The following is a 16,401-nucleotide window of genomic DNA, read 5'->3' on the forward strand; positions in this document are numbered from 1 at the left end:
ATCCTCCGACGTCCACCGGCGCCCGGGCAACCGAATTCAGTCCTGTCGGCGGCTCCGGTTGCCCGGCCTGGCGGCGACCCAGGCGCGGACGGTGTCGGCGTACCAGTAGGGCTTGCCGCCTTCCACATGGTCCGGTGGGGGCAGCAGACCGTGCTTGCGGTAGGAGCGCACGGTGTCGGGCTGCACCCGGATGTGCGCCGCGATCTCCTTGTAGGACCAGAGCCTTCGGTCGGTCATGGGTCGCACCTCCCTGTTTTCGGCAAGTCTGTGTCCGGTCAACGACACAGAGTGACGACAAGCGGGGGCTGTGGGACGGGTGTGACGGGGGACCCGCGTACATGCGACATGTGTGACACGGAGGTGGTGTTTGTGACAGACATGCCGCAAAGGCGTACGCCGGTCCCTGGGCGGGGCGCGTTGACATCGCCCCCGGAAGCGGGCACCCGGGCAGCGGCCCTATCTCGTCAGAATGTCCGGACAAAATATTGACAGGGCTGCCCACCCGGAGCTAGAAACCGGGGAGAGCCGCCGCAAGGCGCGTAGGCACCGTGCAGGGCATCGCGAAGGGGACTCGATGGCGTACGACCTGATCACGATGGGGCGGATCGGGGTGGACCTGTACCCGTTGCAGACGGGCGTTCCGCTCCCGCGCGTGACGTCCTTCGGCAAGTTCCTCGGCGGTTCGGCGACGAACGTCGCGGTCGCCGCCGCGCGCCTGGGCCGCCGTACGGCGGTGATCACCCGCACCGGCGACGACCCGTTCGGCACCTACCTCCACGAGGCGCTGCGCGGCTTCGGCGTCGACGACCGCTGGGTCACCCCGGTCGTGGGACTGCCGACGCCGGTGACCTTCTGCGAGGTGTTCCCGCCGGACGACTTCCCCCTGTACTTCTACCGGCAGCCGAAGGCCCCGGACCTGGAGATCGACGCCCATGACCTCGACCTGGACGCCATCCGCGAGGCGGGCGTCTTCTGGGTCACCGGCACCGGTCTGAGCGAGGAGCCCAGCCGCACCGCCACCCTCGCGGCGCTCGCGCACCGGGCGAAGGCGGGCACGACCGTCTTCGACCTCGACTGGCGGCCCGTGTTCTGGACGGACCCCGACACCGCCCGTCCCTTCTACGCCGAGGCCCTGCGCCACACCACCGTCGCCGTCGGCAACCTCGACGAGGTGGAGATCGCCACCGGCCTGCGCGACCCGCACGCCGCCGCCCGCGCCCTGCTGGCCGCCGGAGTGGAACTGGCCGTGGTCAAGCAGGGCCCGAAGGGTGTGCTGGCCGTCCGCGCCGACGGCGAGTCCGCCGAGGTCCCGCCCCTGCCCGTGACCGTCCTCAACGGCCTGGGCGCCGGAGACGCCTTCGGCGGCTCCCTGTGCCACGGCCTGCTGGGCGGCTGGAACCTGGAGAAGACCATGCGGCACGCCAACGCCGCCGGAGCCATCGTGGCCTCCCGCCTGGAGTGCTCCTCCGCGATGCCCACCCCGGACGAGGTCGAGGCCGCGCTCGCCGCGGGAGCGGTCCGATGACCGTCGACGTCACGCACCTGGTCCGGATCCGCACCCGCCACCCGGAGGCGATCGCCGAGGCCGCCGCCCGCCGCCGACGCCGCCCGCTGCTCGGCGACAGCGGACGGCTGATGATCGTCGCCGCCGACCACCCGGCCCGCGGCTCGCTCGGCGTCGGCGACCGCAAGCTCGCCATGGCCAACCGCGCCGACCTGCTCGAACGCCTCTGCCTGGCGCTCTCCCGGCCCGGTGTGGACGGCGTCCTCGCCACCGCCGACATCCTCGACGACCTGCTGCTGCTCGGCGCCCTCGACCGCAAGGTGGTGATGGGCTCGATGAACCGCGGCGGCCTCCAGGGCGCCGCCTTCGAACTCGACGACCGCTTCACCGGCCACCGCCCCGAGGACATCGAGCGCCTCGGCTTCGACGCGGGCAAGCTGCTGCTGCGCATCGACTACAGCGACCGCGGCTCCCTGACCACCCTGGAGTCCACCGCCCGCGCGGTCGACGCGATGGCGGCGCGCGGGCTGCCGGTCTTCGTGGAGCCGTTCATCTCCCGCCGCGACGAGCGGGGGCGGCTGCGCAACGACCTGTCCGCCGACGCCGTCACCCGGTCCATCGCCATCGCCTCCGGGCTCGGCGGCAGCTCGGCCTACACCTGGCTGAAGGTCCCGGTCACCGAGAACCCGGACGACATGGCCCGGGTGATGGAGACCTCGACCCTGCCCGCCGTCCTCCTCGGCGGCGACGTCGGGGACCACCCGGACGACCAGGCGGGCGCGTACGAGAAATGGCGTGGCGCGCTCCAACTGCCCACCGTGCGCGGGCTGGTGGTGGGCAGGTCGCTGCTGTATCCGGCGGACGGCGACGTGGCCGCCGCCGTGGACACCGCCGTAGGACTGCTGTGAGGGCCGTATGAGCGAGGAGTTGCACATCCCGGACGGTGCCGCCGCCCACGCGGAGTACGCGCTGGACATCGACCCCGAACGCGCCGGGTGGGGATACAGCGCCCTGCGGGTCGTGGAGCTGGCACCGGGCGGCACGCACACCTTCGCCGCCGGGGACAGCGAGTGGATCGTGCTGCCCCTGAACGGCGGCTGTACGGTGCACGTAAATGACGAGGTGTTCCCCCTCCTGGGCAGGGAGGACGTCTTCGCGTCGGCAACCGACTTCGCGTACGTGCCCCGTGACGCCCAGGTCCAGATCGCCTCCGACGCGGGAGGCCGGTTCGCCCTGGCAGGAGCGAAGTGCGAGCGACGACTCCCCGCTCGCCGCGGCCCCGCGTCGGAGGTTCCCGTGGAGGTGCGCGGCAGCGGCACGTGCACCCGCCACGTCCGCAACTTCGCCTCCGCCGACGCCTTCGCGTGCGACAAGCTCATCGCCGTGGAGGTGATCACTCCGGGCGGCAACTGGTCGTCGTACCCGCCGCACAAGCACGACGAGCACCGGCCCGGGCGGGAGTCCGCGCTGGAGGAGATCTACTACTTCGAGATCGACGGTCCGAACGGGTTCGGGTACCAGCGCGTATTCCCCTCCCGTGAGGGCGGCTCGGACGTCCTCGCGGAGGTCCGCTCCGGCGACGCCGTCCTGGTCCCCGACGGCTGGCACGGCCCGTCGATCGCCCAGCCCGGCCACGACATGTACTACCTGAACGTCATGGCCGGTCCGGGGGAGAACCGGGAGTGGCGGATCTGTTTCCACCCGGACCACACAGAGGGGTACCGATGACGACGACCAGGCTCACGGTCGCGCAGGCGCTCGTCCGCTTCCTGTCCGCCCAGTACACCGAACGCGACGGGGTGCGACAGCGGCTGATCGGCGCGACCTGGGGCATCTTCGGCCATGGCAACGTCGCCGGGATCGGCCAGGCGCTCGTCGAGTACGGCGACGTGATGCCGTACCACCAGGGCCGCAACGAACAGGCCATGGTGCACGCGGCCGTCGGCTACGCCCGCCAGTCGAACCGCCTGTCCACGCACGCGGTGACCACCTCCATCGGCCCGGGCGCCACCAACCTGGTCACCGGCGCCGCGCTCGCGACGATCAACCACCTCCCCGTCCTGCTGCTGCCCGGCGACACCTTCGCCGCCCGCCCCGCCGACCCGGTGCTCCAGCAACTGGAGGTGCCGTACGCGGGCGACGTGTCGGTCAACGACTGCCTGCGCCCGGTGTCGAGGTACTTCGACCGCGTCAACCGGCCGGAGGCCCTGATTCCAGCAGCCCTCCAGGCCATGCGCGTCCTCACCGACCCGGTGGAGACCGGCGCCGTCACCCTCGCCCTCCCGCAGGACGTCCAGGCCGAGGCGTACGACTGGCCGGACGACTTCTTCGCCGACCGCACCTGGGTGATCAGGCGGCCGGGCGCCGACCCCACCGAGCTGGCCGAGGCGGTCACCGCGATCCGCGCCGCGAGCCGCCCCCTGATCGTCGCGGGCGGCGGCGTCCACCACAGCCGCGCCGAGGAAGCCCTCGCCGAACTCGCCGCGGCCACCGGCATCCCGGTCGCCGCCACCCAGGCGGGCAAGGGCTCCCTGACCTACGACCACCCCCAGGACGTCGGCGGCATCGGCCACACCGGCACCGCCGCCGCCGACGAACTCGCCCGCACCGCGGACCTGGTGATCGGTGTCGGCACCCGCTGGACCGACTTCACCACCGCCTCCGGCACCCTGTTCGCCACGCCCGGCGTCCGCTTCCTCAACCTCAACATCGCGCCCTTCGACGGCCACAAGCTGTCGGGCCTGCCCCTGGTCGCCGACGCCCGCAGCGGCCTGACCGAACTCACCGACGCGCTCCGGCTGCACGGCCACCGGGTCCCCGACGCGTACGTCACCGAGTACACCGAGGACAAGGAGCGCTGGGAACAGCGCGTCGACGCCTGCTACGAGGCCGACGAGCCCGACGTACGGCGCCCCACCCAGCCGCAGGTCCTCGGCGCCCTGGACGCCCTCGTCGACGAGACGGACATCCTCATCAACGCGGCCGGTTCCCTCCCCGGCGACCTGCACAAGCTCTGGCGCACCCGGTCCCGCGACCAGTACCACCTGGAGTACGGCTACTCCTGCATGGGCTACGAGATCCCCGCCGCCATCGGCGTGAAGCTCGCCGCGCCCGACCGCCCGGTGTGGGCGCTGGTCGGCGACGGCACCTACCTCATGATGCCGACGGAGATCGTCACCGCCGTACAGGAGGGCGTCGCGATCAAGGTCCTGCTGGTGCAGAACCACGGGTACGCCTCCATCGGCGGCCTCTCCGAGTCGGTCGGCGGCGAGCGGTTCGGCACCGCCTACCGCTACCCGGCCGACGACGGCACCTACACGGGCGCCCCGCTCCCCGTCGACCTCGCCGCCAACGCCGCCAGCCTCGGCATGCGGGTGCTGCGCGCCCGGACCGTGCGCGACCTGCGCGCCGCGCTCGCCGAGGCGCGGGCGGCCGACACCCCCACATGTGTCTACGTCGAGACCGAAACGGCAGACACAGTGTCGGGCGCGCCCCCGGCGCAGGCCTGGTGGGATGTACCCGTGGCCGAGACCGCGACCAGGCCGTCCGCGGTCAAGGCACGTGAGCTGTACGAACGGCACGTCTCCACCCGACGCCGCCATCTGTGAAGGAGCAACCGGTCATGACGAAGATCGTCAACCACTGGATCGGCGGCAAGACCGTCGACGGCACGTCGGGCACCTACGGCCCGGTCACCGACCCGGCCACCGGCCAGGTCACCACGAAGGTCGCCTTCGCCTCGGTCGAGGAGGTGGACGCCGCGGTCGCCGCCGCCAAGGACGCCTACGCCACCTGGGGCCAGTCCTCGCTGGCCCAGCGCACCTCGATCCTGTTCAGGTTCCGGGCGCTGCTGGACGACCACCGCGACGAGATCGCCGAGCTGATCACCGCCGAGCACGGCAAGGTGCACTCCGACGCCCTCGGCGAGGTGGCGCGCGGCCTGGAGATCGTCGACCTGGCGTGCGGGATCAGCGTGCAGCTCAAGGGCGAGCTGTCGACGCAGGTCGCCAGCCGCGTCGACGTGGCCGCGATCCGCCAGCCGCTGGGCGTCGTCGCGGGCATCACGCCGTTCAACTTCCCGGCGATGGTGCCGATGTGGATGTTCCCGCTGGCCATCGCCTGCGGCAACACCTTCGTCCTCAAGCCCAGCGAGAAGGACCCGTCGGCGTCCCTGAAGCTCGCCGAACTCCTCGCGGAGGCGGGCCTCCCGGACGGCGTCTTCAACGTCGTGCACGGCGACAAGGTGGCCGTCGACCGGCTCCTGGAACACCCCGACGTCAAGGCCGTCTCCTTCGTCGGCTCCACCCCGATCGCCCGCTACATCCACACCACCGCCTCCGCGGGCGGCAAGCGCGTGCAGGCCCTCGGCGGCGCCAAGAACCACATGCTGGTCCTGCCCGACGCCGACCTCGACGCCGCGGCCGACGCGGCCGTCTCCGCCGCCTACGGCTCGGCGGGCGAGCGCTGCATGGCGATCTCCGCGGTCGTGGCCGTCGGCGCGATCGGCGACGAGCTGGTGGAGAAGATCCGCGAGCGCGCCGAGAAGATCAAGATCGGCCCCGGCAGCGACCCCGCCTCCGAGATGGGCCCGCTGATCACCGCCGCCCACCGCGACAAGGTGGCCTCCTATGTCACGGGCGCGGCGGCCGAGGGCTGCGAGGTCGTCCTGGACGGCACCGGCTACACCGTCGACGGCCACGAGGACGGCCACTGGATCGGCATCTCCCTCCTCGACAAGGTGCCGACCACCGCCAAGGCCTACCAGGACGAGATCTTCGGCCCGGTGCTGTGCGTCCTGCGCGCGGAGACGTACGACGACGGCGTGGCCCTCATCAACGCCTCCCCCTTCGGCAACGGCACCGCGATCTTCACCCGGGACGGCGGCGCCGCCCGCCGCTTCCAGCTGGAGATCGAGGCGGGCATGGTCGGCGTGAACGTGCCGATCCCGGTCCCCGTCGGCTACCACTCCTTCGGTGGCTGGAAGGACTCCCTCTTCGGCGACCACCACATCTACGGCAACGACGGCACGCACTTCTACACCCGCGGCAAGGTCGTCACCACCCGCTGGCCCGACCCGGCCGACGCCCCCGCGGGCGTGGACCTGGGCTTCCCGCGCAACCACTGACCGGGCGAAACCCGTGGGCGTGTACCGCGAGCGCGGTACACGCCCACGGCGCCGTACGCCCGTGGGAGGTCAGGGGCCTCCGACCGGGGACTGCATCGGTTGTCGGTGGCGGCCCGTACCGTTGACGCATGGATCTTCGACTGCCCGGACTGCGAGGCCCCCGCGGGCCACGGAGGCTTTTCGCCGCCGTGGCCGCCGTGGCCGTCCTCGCCGGTGCCGGTACGTGGACGGCCGTCGCCTCCGACGACACGCCCGCGGTGCGCCGCGCCGACCGGGTGCTCGACGTGGGTGACGGAGTGCGCGTCGACACCTCGTACTTCACCTCGGCCGACTCCGGACGCCGCCCCGCCGTGCTGCTGGGGCACGGCTTCGGCGGCAGCAAGGACGACGTCCGCGAACAGGCGGAGGAGCTGGCTGGGGACGGGTACGCGGTCCTGACCTGGTCGGCCCGCGGCTTCGGCCGCTCCACCGGCGAGATCGGGCTGAACGACCCCGAGGGCGAGGTCGCCGACGTCTCCCGGCTCATCGACTGGCTGGCCGAGCGGCCCGAGGTGCGGCTCGACCAGGACGGTGACCCGCGCGTGGGCGTCACGGGCGCCTCCTACGGCGGCGCGATCTCCCTGCTGGCCGCCGGGTACGACGACCGGGTGGACGCCATCGCCCCGGCCGTCACCTACTGGAACCTCGCCGACGCGCTCTTCCCGAACGGCGTCTTCAAGAAGCTGTGGGCGGGGATCTTCGTCAACTCCGGCGGCGGCTGCGACGCGTTCGAGGCGCGGCTGTGCGCGATGTACGAGCGGGTCGCCGAGTCCGGCACCCCCGACGCCGAGGCCCGCGAACTGCTCGAGCGGCGCTCGCCGTCCGCCGTGGCCGACCGCATCGACGTCCCCACCCTGCTGGTGCAGGGCCAGTCCGACTCCCTCTTCCCGCTCGGCCAGGCCGACGCCGCCGCCCAGGCGATCCGCGCCAACGGCGCCCCCGTCGACGTCGACTGGATCGCGGGCGGGCACGACGGCGGCGACCCGGAGACGGACCGCGTCCGCGCCCGGGTGACGTCCTGGTTCGACCGCCACCTCAAGGGCGACAAGGGCGCCGACACCGGCCCCGCCTTCCGCGTCACCCGCACCGGAGGCATCGACTCCACCGACGGCGCCGCCCTGTTGCGGGGTGCCAGCGCCGACAGCTACCCCGGCCTCGACAGCGGACGCCGCGCGATCCCGCTCACCGGCCGCGAACAGAGCTTCGACAACCCGCCCGGCGCCGCCCCGCCCGCCGTCTCCGCGCTGCCCGGCATCGGCGGCGCCGCGGGCGGCCTGTCCCGGCTGTCGTCCCTCGGCGTCGGCGTGTCCCTCGACTTCCCCGGCCAGTTCGCCCGCTTCGAGTCGGCGCCGCTCGGCAGCGACCTGCGCATCACCGGCTCCCCGAAGGCGACCGTCCACATCGAGTCCACCAGCGACGACGCCGTGCTCTTCGCCAAGGTGTACGACGTCGGCCCGGACGGCACCCAGCAGGTGCTGCCCTCCCAGCTGGTGACCCCGGTGCGGGTCGAGGACGCCAAGGCGGGCCAGGACGTCACCCTGACCCTCCCCGCCATCGACCACGAGGTGCAGAAGGGCCACCGCCTGCGCCTGGTCCTCTCCGCCACCGACCTCGGCTACGCCTCCCCGGCCGCCCCGGCGACGTACCAGGCCTCCCTGCAGGGCGATCTGGAGGTGCCCACCGCCCCCGGCGTGACGACGGCCGCCGCGCCGCTGCCCGCGTGGGTGTGGTGGCTGCCGCTCACCGCCGCCGTCCTCGCCGCGGCCCTGCTGCTCAGCGGCCGACGCCGCACCACCACGCCCGCCCCGGACCCCGCCCTCGCCGAAGTGCCGCTCCAGATCACCGGCCTGAGCAAGCGGTACGCCAGGTCGGCGGACCGGTACGCGGTCCGGGACGTCTCCTTCCGCGTCGAGAAGGGCCAGGTCCTCGGCCTGCTCGGCCCGAACGGCGCGGGCAAGACCACCACCCTGCGCATGCTGATGGGCCTGATCCGGCCGGACGACGGCGAGATCCGCGTCTTCGGACACGCCATCCGCCCGGGCGCGCCCGTCCTCTCCCGCGTCGGCGCCTTCGTCGAGGGCGCGGGCTTCCTGCCGCACCTGTCCGGCCGGGAGAACCTGGAGCTGTACTGGCGGGCCACCGGCCGCCCGCCCGCGGACGCCCACCTCGACGAGGCGTTGGAGATCGCCGGTCTCGGCGACGCGCTAGCCCGCGCGGTGCGCACCTACTCGCAGGGCATGCGCCAGCGCCTGGCCATCGCCCAGGCCATGCTGGGCCTTCCCGACCTGCTGATCCTCGACGAACCGACCAACGGCCTCGACCCGCCCCAGATCCGCGAGATGCGCGAGGTGATGATCCGGTACGCCGCGGCGGGCCGCACGGTCATCGTCTCCAGCCACCTCCTCGCGGAGGTCGAGCAGTCCTGCACGCATCTCGTGGTGATGGACCGGGGCAGGCTCGTGCAGGCGGGCCCGGTCGGGGAGATCATCGGCTCCGGAGACACCCTGCTCGTCGGCACCGCCACGCCCGTGGAGGAACCCGTCGTCGAGAAGATCGCCGCGCTGCCCGGCGTCACCTCGGCCGTCCGCGCGGACGACGGGCTCCTGGTCCACCTCGGCGCCGACGGCACCCCCGCCCGGCTGGTGGCGGAACTGGTCCGCCTGGAGGTGCCCGTCGCGTCGGTGGGCCCGCACCGCCGCCTCGAGGACGTCTTCCTCACCCTGATCGGAGGTTCCGCATGAGCGCCGGGACGCTGACCAAGCACACCGATGTGGCGTCCGGTTACCGGGCGGGCCGCACCCTGCCGCTGCGCGTGGAGCTGATCCGCCAGCTCAAGCGCCGCCGCACCCAGGTCATGTTCGCGATCCTCGCCGTGCTGCCGTTCGTGCTCGTCGCCGCGTTCGCCATCGGCGGCGATCCGGAGGGCCGCGGCGAGGGCATCACCCTGATGGACACGGCCACCGCGTCCGGCGCCAACTTCGCCGCCGTCAACCTCTTCGTCTCCGCGGGCTTCCTGCTGGTCATCCCCGTCGCCCTGTTCTGCGGGGACACGGTCGCCTCGGAGGCGAGCTGGTCGTCCCTGCGCTACCTGCTGGCGGCACCCGTGCCGCGCGCCCGCCTGCTGTGGTCCAAGCTGGTCGTCGGGCTCGGCCTGAGCCTGGCCGCGATGGTGCTGCTGCCGGTGGTGGCGGTCGGCGTCGGCACGGTGGCCTACGGCTGGGGCCCGCTCGAGATCCCCACCGGCGGCACGCTGGACGCGGGCACGGCGGCCGGGCGGCTGGTGATCGTGGTGGCGTTCATCTTCGTCTCCCAACTGGTCACCGCCGGGCTGGCGTTCTGGCTGTCGACCAGGACGGACGCGCCCCTCGGCGCGGTCGGCGGCGCGGTCGGCCTGACCATCGTCGGCAACGTCCTCGACGCCGTGACCGCCCTCGGCGACTGGCGCCACTTCCTGCCCGCCCACTGGCAGTTCGCCTGGGCGGACGCCGTCCAGCCCCACCCCGAGTGGTCCGGCATGATCCAGGGCACCGCGATTTCCATAACGTACGCCCTGGTGCTGTTCGCGCTGGCCTTCCGCGGTTTCGCCCGCAAGGACGTGGTCTCCTAGGTCACCGGAGGATCACCCACCGGTCTCGACACCCCGCCCCCGTGCCCGCATCGAGACCCTTCCGCAACGCCCCGTCCCGCACCTTCGGACTCCCCGCGCCGTCACAGTCACAGAAACCGACGCCGACGCGCACAGGGGAGCCCCGTATGAACACCACCGCACCCGCCGACCGGCAGCCCGCCCCGACGACGGGCGACGACCTGCGGGAGCACCCGCCGCCGAGCGGCGACCGGCGGCGGTGCGCGCGGCGGCTGCGGGCCACGCTGACCGCGCTGGCACTGGCGGGCGGCCTGCTCCTCACCGGCTGTAGCGGCGAGGTCGGGGACCAGAGCTACGCGCCCGACGGGAAGGGCGCCCGCGACTCCCTCGAGGACGGCAAAGCCCAGCCCGCACCCGGCTACGGCCAGGACCACGACACGCAGGACGGCACGGAGGGCGAGCAGGACTCCCGCGACATCGCCCCCGCGCCCGACTACCTCTCCACCTTCGCCCTGGACGTGGACACCGCCTCCTACGGCTACGCCCGCCGCACCCTCGCCGACGGCCGGTTGCCCGACCCCTCGACGGTGCGCCCCGAGGAGTTCGTCAACAGCTTCCGGCAGGACTACGAACGCCCCGACGGCGACGGCTTCTCGGTCACCGTCGACGGCGCCCGCACCCGCTCGGACGACTGGTCCCTGGTCCGGGTCGGGCTCGCCACCCGCCCGGCCGGGGAGGAGAGCGAACGCCCGCCCGCCGCCCTCACCTTCGTCCTCGACATCTCCGGCTCCATGGCCGAGCCCGGCCGCCTCGACCTCGCCAAGAAGTCGCTCGGCGTGATGACGGACCGGCTGCGCGACGACGACTCGGTGGCGCTGGTCACCTTCAGCGACGAGGCGGAGACCGTCCTGCCGATGACCGGGCTCGACGGCAACCGCGACGAGATCCACGACGCCATCGACGGCCTGCGGACCGAGTCCTCCACCAACCTCGGCGCGGGCGTCGAGACCGGCTACGAGACCGCCGTGGAGGGCCTGCGCGAGGGCGCCACCAACCGGGTCGTCGTGGTCTCCGACGCGCTCGCCAACACCGGCGACACCGACCCCGACACCATCCTCGAACGCATCGCGGAGCACCGCCGCGAGCACGGCATCACCCTGTTCGGCGTGGGCGTCGGCAGCGACTACGGCGACGCCCTGATGGAACGCCTCGCCGACCGCGGCGACGGCCACACGGTCTACGTCTCCGACACCGACGACGCCTACGAGGTGTTCTCCGAGCAGCTCCCGCGCAACGTCGACCTCACCGCCCGCGACGCCAAGGCGCAGGTCGCCTTCGACCCCGAGACGGTCGCCGAGTTCGCCCTGGTCGGCTACGACAACCGGCAGGTCGCCGACGAGGACTTCCGGGACGACGCCGTCGACGGCGGCGAGATCGGCCCCGGCCACACGGTCACCGCGCTGTACGCCGTGCGGACCCGGCCCGGCGCCTCCGGCCACCTCGCGACGGCCACCGTCCGCTGGCTCGACCCCGACAGCCGTACCCCGCACGAGGAGTCCGCCCAGCTGGAGACCGCCGCCGTCGACGACTCCCGCGCCACCGCCTCCCCGAGCTTCCGCGTCACCGCGGTCGCGGCCTACTTCGCCGACGCCCTGCGCCACCCCACGCCGGAGGGCACCCGCAGCAGCTCCCTCCCGGGCGCCCCGTCCCTCACCGAACTCACCGAGGAGGCGGAGGACCTGGCGCACGACACGGGCGACAGCGCGGTACGGCAGCTGGCCGACGCCATCCGCCGGGCGGACGCCCTGACCTGAGCGGGGCCCACCACACCACCGTCCGCGCCCGCCCCATTGACTCGTTCTTACTTGCGAGTAAGTTACTGTCGCGACAACATCGTTCGCCGGACCGGGAGCCGCCATGGGCGTACGCAGGGATCTGAAGCGGGCCAAGCAGCACTCCGGCCTGTCGGACCGCACCGGCATCGAGCTGGTCAGGGACGAGGACGGCACCGTGCGCGAGGTGCGGGCCGCGCCGCTCGCACCCCGCCTGGCGACGGGCAGCATCGCCGACATCCCGTACGTCAACGCCGCCGAGGCCCCCGACGCCGTGGTGATGCGCCGCCGCACCCCGGACGGGCGCTGGCGGCCGGTGACCGCGCGGGCCTTCGCCCAGGAGGTCACCGCGGTCGCCAAGGGCCTGATCGCGGCCGGACTCGAACCCGGCGGCCGGGTCGCGCTGATGTCGCGCACCCGCTACGAGTGGACGGTCCTCGACTTCGCGATCTGGGCCGCGGGCGGCCGTAGCGTTCCCGTCTACGCCACCTCCTCCGCCGACCAGGTGGCGTGGATCGTCCGCGACTCCGGCGCCCGTTTCGTCATCACGGAGACCGCCGAGAACGCCGCCACGGTCACCACCGCCACCGCCGACCACGCCGCGCGCCCCCGCGTCTGGGAGCTGGACGCGGGTGCCCTGGACGACCTCACCCAGCTCGGGCGGCACATCGCCGAGGAGGAGGTCACCAAGCGCCGTGGCGCCCTCACCCCCGGCACGGTCGCCACGATCTGCTACACCTCCGGCACCACCGGCCGCCCCAAGGGCTGCGTCCTCACCCACGCCAACCTGCACGCCGAGTCCGCGAACACCGTCGAACTCCTGCACCCCGTCTTCAAGGCGGTCACCCGGCAGACGGCCTCCACCCTGCTCTTCCTGCCGCTCGCCCACATCCTCGGCCGCACCCTGCAGATCGGCTGCCTGCTGGCCCGGATCGAGACCGGCCACTTCCCGAGCGTCAAACCGGCCGAACTGCGGCCCGCCCTCAAGGAGTTCCGCCCCACCTTCCTGGTCGGCGTCCCCTACCTCTTCGAGAAGATCCACGACACCGGCCGCGCCACCGCCGAGAAGCTGGGCCGCGGCGCCTCCTTCGACCGCGCCGACCGCGTCGCCGTCCGCTTCGGCGAGGCGTACCTGAACAAGTTCCTCGGCACCGGCAAGGGCCCCGCCCCCGCCCTCTACGCCGCCTGGGCCCTGTACGACCTGCTGGTCTACCGCCGGGTCCGCAAGGAACTGGGCGGCCGGGTGCGCTACGCCATCAGCGGCGGCTCACCCCTGGACCGCAACCTCAACCTGTTCTTCTACGCCGCCGGGATCATCGTCTACGAGGGCTACGGCCTCACCGAGACCACCGCCGCCGCCACCATCGTCCCGCCCCTGCGGCCCCGCCCCGGCACGGTCGGCCTCCCGGTGCCCGGCACCGCCGTGCGCATCGCCGACGACGGCGAGGTGCTGCTCAAGGGCGGCATCGTCTTCGGCGCCTACTGGAACGACCCCGAGGCCGCCGACGCCACCCTCACCGACGGCTGGCTCCACACCGGCGACCTCGGCGCCCTCGACCGGGACGGCTACCTCACCATCACCGGCCGCAAGAAGGACATTCTCGTCACCGCGGGCGGCAAGAACGTCTCCCCGGCCGTCCTGGAGGACCGGCTGCGCAGCCGCTCACCCGTCGGCCAGTGCATCGTCGTCGGCGACAACCGCCCCTTCGTCGCCGCGCTCATCACCCTCGACCCCGAGGCCGTCGCGCACTGGCTCGCGGTCCGCAAGCTGCCCGCCGACACACCCCTGTCCGAGGTCATCCGCGACGAACGCGTCCGCGCCGACGTCCAGCGCGCCGTCGACTACGCCAACGAGGCGGTGTCCCGCGCCGAGTCCATCCGCGCCTTCACCCTCCTCGACGGCGAGTTCACCGAGGACAACGGCCTGCTGACCCCGTCCCTGAAGATCAAACGCAACGCGGTGACAGAGACCTTCACGAAGGAGATCGACGCCCTCTACGGCACCTGAGAAACCAAGCCACCCGAAGACCAAAAGGGGGCGGGGCCACCGGAAGGATTCCAGCGGCCCCGCCCACACCCACGGAAGCAGGTGTCACTCCTCGCCGTTGTACGACAGGATCGAGACATCCTCCAGCAGATGCGCCAGCGCACCGTCGCGCTTGGACTGCGTGGAGTTCTCGGCACACTGCTGGGTCATTTCATCCGACAGGATCGGCACGTCCTGGATCGGGATCAGGTTGACAACGCTGACGGGAATGTCACTGACGGCAATGCAGGGCTTGTTGAAGGAACCCTGGATAAGCGCCATCTGCGGGCTCATGTTCCCGTAGGTGGCCGAGTTGCCGTAGAACTGTGCGGCACCATTGCCGTTCGCGGAGGCCGGACCGCTGTCATCGCCGATCGCCATCGCCTGCGGAGCGGTGACAGCGGATGCGCCCATGACGGACGCGGCGAGCGCCGCGGTGGCAACAACCTTCTTGATCACTGGCCAGTCCTTTCTGAGGAAACCCCGTCCACCGGAGCTCTCTGGTCAACTGTCCGTGTGCAGTGGGGTTTCTCCCGTTCACTCAGTCGGCCGATATGCGGGCCAACCGGGTGAACCGCCGCAACCAATCCTTCTCCGCCGTGTTGATGAGGCCGTAGGACATGCGTCGCTACGAGGAAAGGAATGCGAAGTGCTCAAGAAGGCAATGGTCGCCGCGGCGGCCGCCGCTTCCGTCATCGGTATGTCGGTGGCGGCCGCTCCCCACGCGCTTGCCGTGGGCGACGACTCCGGCCCGGCCGTGGCCAACGGCAACGGCGCCGAGTCGGCGTTCGGCAACTCGGCGACCAAGGGCGACATGAGCCCGCAGCTCTCGCTGGTCGACGGGTCGCTGAACAAGCCGTGCGTCGGCCTTGAGGACATCAACGTCGCGGTCATCAACCTGGTGCCGATCCAGGACGTGCCGATCCTGTCGGACGACCTGGCACAGCAGTGCACCGACAACTCCACCCAGGCCAAGCGCGACGCCGCCCTGTCGCACATTCTGGAGGACCTGTCGGTTCTGTCGGCGAACGGCGACTGACCCGGCCCCGGTCCAGCCCGGGTGGCCCGCCGCAGTGGTTGCGGAGGGCGCCCGGGCTTTTCCGGAGGTGCCCACCCGAATGCCATGGGAGAAACGGGTGGTGGCGAGCTGCGTTCGGGTGAATTCCCGGACGACTCGCGTTCCACGGTTCCGCCATCCGTCTATCCCTCCTTCTACAGCCTGCCGGTCATGGTGCGAGCCTGTGAAGCTGCGCTCGCTCGGTTTCGGCCGTCATAGGGGCATGACCGCAGAGAAGGGAATTCTCATGAAGAAGTGCGCTGCTGTTGTCGCGGGCGCGATCATGGCTTTGGGCGCGGCGACCCCGGCGTTCGCCGACGCGGAGGCCCACGGCGCCGCTGTCGGTTCCCCGGGTGTCCTCTCCGGCAATGTCGTGCAGGTGCCCGTCCACGTGCCCATCAACGTGTGCGGCAATTCCATCGGCATCGTCGCGGCGCTGAACCCGGCGTTCGGGAACAAGTGCGTCAACGGCTGACGGGGTAACGCACCGGCTCGTCCGGCTGCGTCCCCGGCCGGTCTCGGACAAGGGTTCTCATCCGTCCGAGGCCGGCTGTCCCATTTCTTCACACCAGGAAGACCACGAGATTGCGACAGACCCTGAGCAGGGGAATGGTCGCGGCGGCTGCCGCGACCGGAATTCTGTCCCTGTGCGGCACCGCCGCCGCGGACTCGACGGCCGACGGAGGCGCCCGGAACTCGCCCGGCGTCGCCTCGGGCAACGCCGTCCAGGCACCGGTGGAGGTACCGGTCAACGCCTGCGGCAACACCGTCGACATCGTCGCCGGGCTGAACCCGGCCTTCGGCAACTCCTGCACGAACGCCTCGGACACCCACGATGACGACGGGTACGGCTCCTCCCCCGAGGAGCCGCCGGGCTACGGCGACACGCCCTCCCCCCATCCGAGCACGCCCCCGTCCACGCCCGGCGGCGAGGAGAAGCCGCCCACGGAGGAGGAGCGGCCCCCCGCCCCCGAGGAACAGCCCCCGTCCACGCCTCCGGCGGCCGAACAGCCGCCCGTCGAGGAGGAGCGGCCACCCGCCCCCGAGGAACAGCCCGCCACCCCGCCCGGCGGCGGGCACCACGAAGCACCCCCGGCGCTGGCGGAGACCGGCGGTGGCGCCCTGATCGGCGCCTCGGCCGCGAGCGCCGCGCTGATCGCGGGCGGCGTCGTGCTGTACCGCAGGGGACGGGCCGCCGCGAACCGGTAGCAACCAGCGAGAGAAGCAACCCC

General features: G+C 72.3%; 14 protein-coding genes. 12 read left to right on the forward strand and 2 right to left on the reverse strand.

Going from position 1 to position 16,401, the window contains the following annotated elements:
* Positions 1-36: 36 nt before the first annotated feature.
* Complete coding sequence (locus ACFVQG_RS13065) at positions 37-237, reverse strand: helix-turn-helix transcriptional regulator (protein WP_383380621.1); 201 nt, start codon at positions 235-237, stop codon at positions 37-39.
* 337 nt (positions 238-574) lie between these two features.
* On the opposite strand from ACFVQG_RS13065, the gene iolC reads away from it, so the two are divergent.
* From iolC to ACFVQG_RS13110, 9 genes are all read left to right on the forward strand, one after another.
* Positions 575-1,525, forward strand: a complete 951-nt coding sequence (gene iolC, locus ACFVQG_RS13070; RefSeq protein WP_383380624.1) for a 5-dehydro-2-deoxygluconokinase — start codon at positions 575-577, stop codon at positions 1,523-1,525.
* Positions 1,522-2,412, forward strand: a complete 891-nt coding sequence (locus tag ACFVQG_RS13075) for a deoxyribose-phosphate aldolase (RefSeq protein ID WP_383380627.1) — start codon at positions 1,522-1,524, stop codon at positions 2,410-2,412. Before iolC ends, ACFVQG_RS13075 begins: the two co-directional genes overlap by 4 nt.
* A gap of 7 nt (positions 2,413-2,419) precedes the next feature.
* Entirely contained in the window at positions 2,420-3,232 is an 813-nt protein-coding gene (gene iolB, locus ACFVQG_RS13080; RefSeq protein ID WP_383380630.1) for a 5-deoxy-glucuronate isomerase, read from the forward strand.
* Entirely contained in the window at positions 3,229-5,112 is a 1,884-nt protein-coding gene (gene iolD, locus ACFVQG_RS13085) for a 3D-(3,5/4)-trihydroxycyclohexane-1,2-dione acylhydrolase (decyclizing) (protein ID WP_383380633.1), read from the forward strand. Before iolB ends, iolD begins: the two co-directional genes overlap by 4 nt.
* Before the next feature lie 14 nt (positions 5,113-5,126).
* The gene (gene mmsA, locus ACFVQG_RS13090) at positions 5,127-6,629 is read left to right on the forward strand and encodes a CoA-acylating methylmalonate-semialdehyde dehydrogenase (RefSeq protein ID WP_383380636.1); all 1,503 of its coding nucleotides are present in this window, start codon (positions 5,127-5,129) and stop codon (positions 6,627-6,629) included.
* Between the two features lie 128 nt (positions 6,630-6,757).
* The gene (locus ACFVQG_RS13095) at positions 6,758-9,409 is read left to right on the forward strand and encodes an alpha/beta fold hydrolase (protein WP_383380640.1); all 2,652 of its coding nucleotides are present in this window, start codon (positions 6,758-6,760) and stop codon (positions 9,407-9,409) included.
* Entirely contained in the window at positions 9,406-10,275 is an 870-nt protein-coding gene (locus tag ACFVQG_RS13100) for an ABC transporter permease (RefSeq protein WP_383380644.1), read from the forward strand. Before ACFVQG_RS13095 ends, ACFVQG_RS13100 begins: the two co-directional genes overlap by 4 nt.
* A 146-nt stretch (positions 10,276-10,421) precedes the next feature.
* A complete protein-coding gene (locus ACFVQG_RS13105) occupies positions 10,422-12,068 on the forward strand; it encodes a von Willebrand factor type A domain-containing protein (protein WP_383380648.1) in 1,647 nt (548 codons plus the stop codon).
* A 103-nt stretch (positions 12,069-12,171) separates the two neighbouring features.
* Entirely contained in the window at positions 12,172-14,094 is a 1,923-nt protein-coding gene (locus ACFVQG_RS13110; protein WP_383380651.1) for an AMP-dependent synthetase/ligase, read from the forward strand.
* 84 nt (positions 14,095-14,178) lie between these two features.
* On the opposite strand, the gene ACFVQG_RS13115 is transcribed toward ACFVQG_RS13110, so the two are convergent.
* Complete coding sequence (locus tag ACFVQG_RS13115) at positions 14,179-14,571, reverse strand: rodlin (protein ID WP_383380654.1); 393 nt, start codon at positions 14,569-14,571, stop codon at positions 14,179-14,181.
* Between the two features lie 190 nt (positions 14,572-14,761).
* Here ACFVQG_RS13115 and rdlA point away from each other — a divergent pair, with 190 nt between their 5' ends.
* The 3 genes from rdlA (at position 14,762) to ACFVQG_RS13130 (ending at position 16,378) form a co-directional block, all read left to right on the forward strand.
* Entirely contained in the window at positions 14,762-15,151 is a 390-nt protein-coding gene (gene rdlA / locus ACFVQG_RS13120) for a rodlin RdlA (RefSeq protein WP_383380657.1), read from the forward strand.
* Positions 15,152-15,392: 241 nt separating this feature from the next.
* Positions 15,393-15,644, forward strand: coding sequence for a chaplin (locus tag ACFVQG_RS13125; RefSeq protein WP_383380660.1), 252 nt, complete (start codon positions 15,393-15,395; stop codon positions 15,642-15,644).
* Between the two features lie 134 nt (positions 15,645-15,778).
* Positions 15,779-16,378, forward strand: coding sequence for a chaplin (locus tag ACFVQG_RS13130; RefSeq protein WP_383381719.1), 600 nt, complete (start codon positions 15,779-15,781; stop codon positions 16,376-16,378).
* Positions 16,379-16,401: the final 23 nt, after the last annotated feature.

The sequence above is a fragment of the Streptomyces sp. NPDC057877 genome, from assembly GCF_042796855.1.
Taxonomy (GTDB): domain Bacteria; phylum Actinomycetota; class Actinomycetes; order Streptomycetales; family Streptomycetaceae; genus Streptomyces.

Coding starts and splice junctions, on each gene's coding strand:
- iolB (WP_383380630.1), top strand. CDS start 2,420: ATGAGCGAGGAGTTGCACATCCCGGACGGTGCCGCCGCCCACGCGGAG.
- ACFVQG_RS13100 (WP_383380644.1), top strand. CDS start 9,406: ATGAGCGCCGGGACGCTGACCAAGCACACCGATGTGGCGTCCGGTTAC.
- ACFVQG_RS13105 (WP_383380648.1), top strand. CDS start 10,422: ATGAACACCACCGCACCCGCCGACCGGCAGCCCGCCCCGACGACGGGC.
- ACFVQG_RS13075 (WP_383380627.1), top strand. CDS start 1,522: ATGACCGTCGACGTCACGCACCTGGTCCGGATCCGCACCCGCCACCCG.
- ACFVQG_RS13065 (WP_383380621.1), bottom strand. CDS start 237: ATGACCGACCGAAGGCTCTGGTCCTACAAGGAGATCGCGGCGCACATC.
- ACFVQG_RS13130 (WP_383381719.1), top strand. CDS start 15,779: ATGGTCGCGGCGGCTGCCGCGACCGGAATTCTGTCCCTGTGCGGCACC.
- iolD (WP_383380633.1), top strand. CDS start 3,229: ATGACGACGACCAGGCTCACGGTCGCGCAGGCGCTCGTCCGCTTCCTG.
- mmsA (WP_383380636.1), top strand. CDS start 5,127: ATGACGAAGATCGTCAACCACTGGATCGGCGGCAAGACCGTCGACGGC.
- ACFVQG_RS13125 (WP_383380660.1), top strand. CDS start 15,393: ATGACCGCAGAGAAGGGAATTCTCATGAAGAAGTGCGCTGCTGTTGTC.
- ACFVQG_RS13110 (WP_383380651.1), top strand. CDS start 12,172: ATGGGCGTACGCAGGGATCTGAAGCGGGCCAAGCAGCACTCCGGCCTG.
- ACFVQG_RS13095 (WP_383380640.1), top strand. CDS start 6,758: ATGGATCTTCGACTGCCCGGACTGCGAGGCCCCCGCGGGCCACGGAGG.
- iolC (WP_383380624.1), top strand. CDS start 575: ATGGCGTACGACCTGATCACGATGGGGCGGATCGGGGTGGACCTGTAC.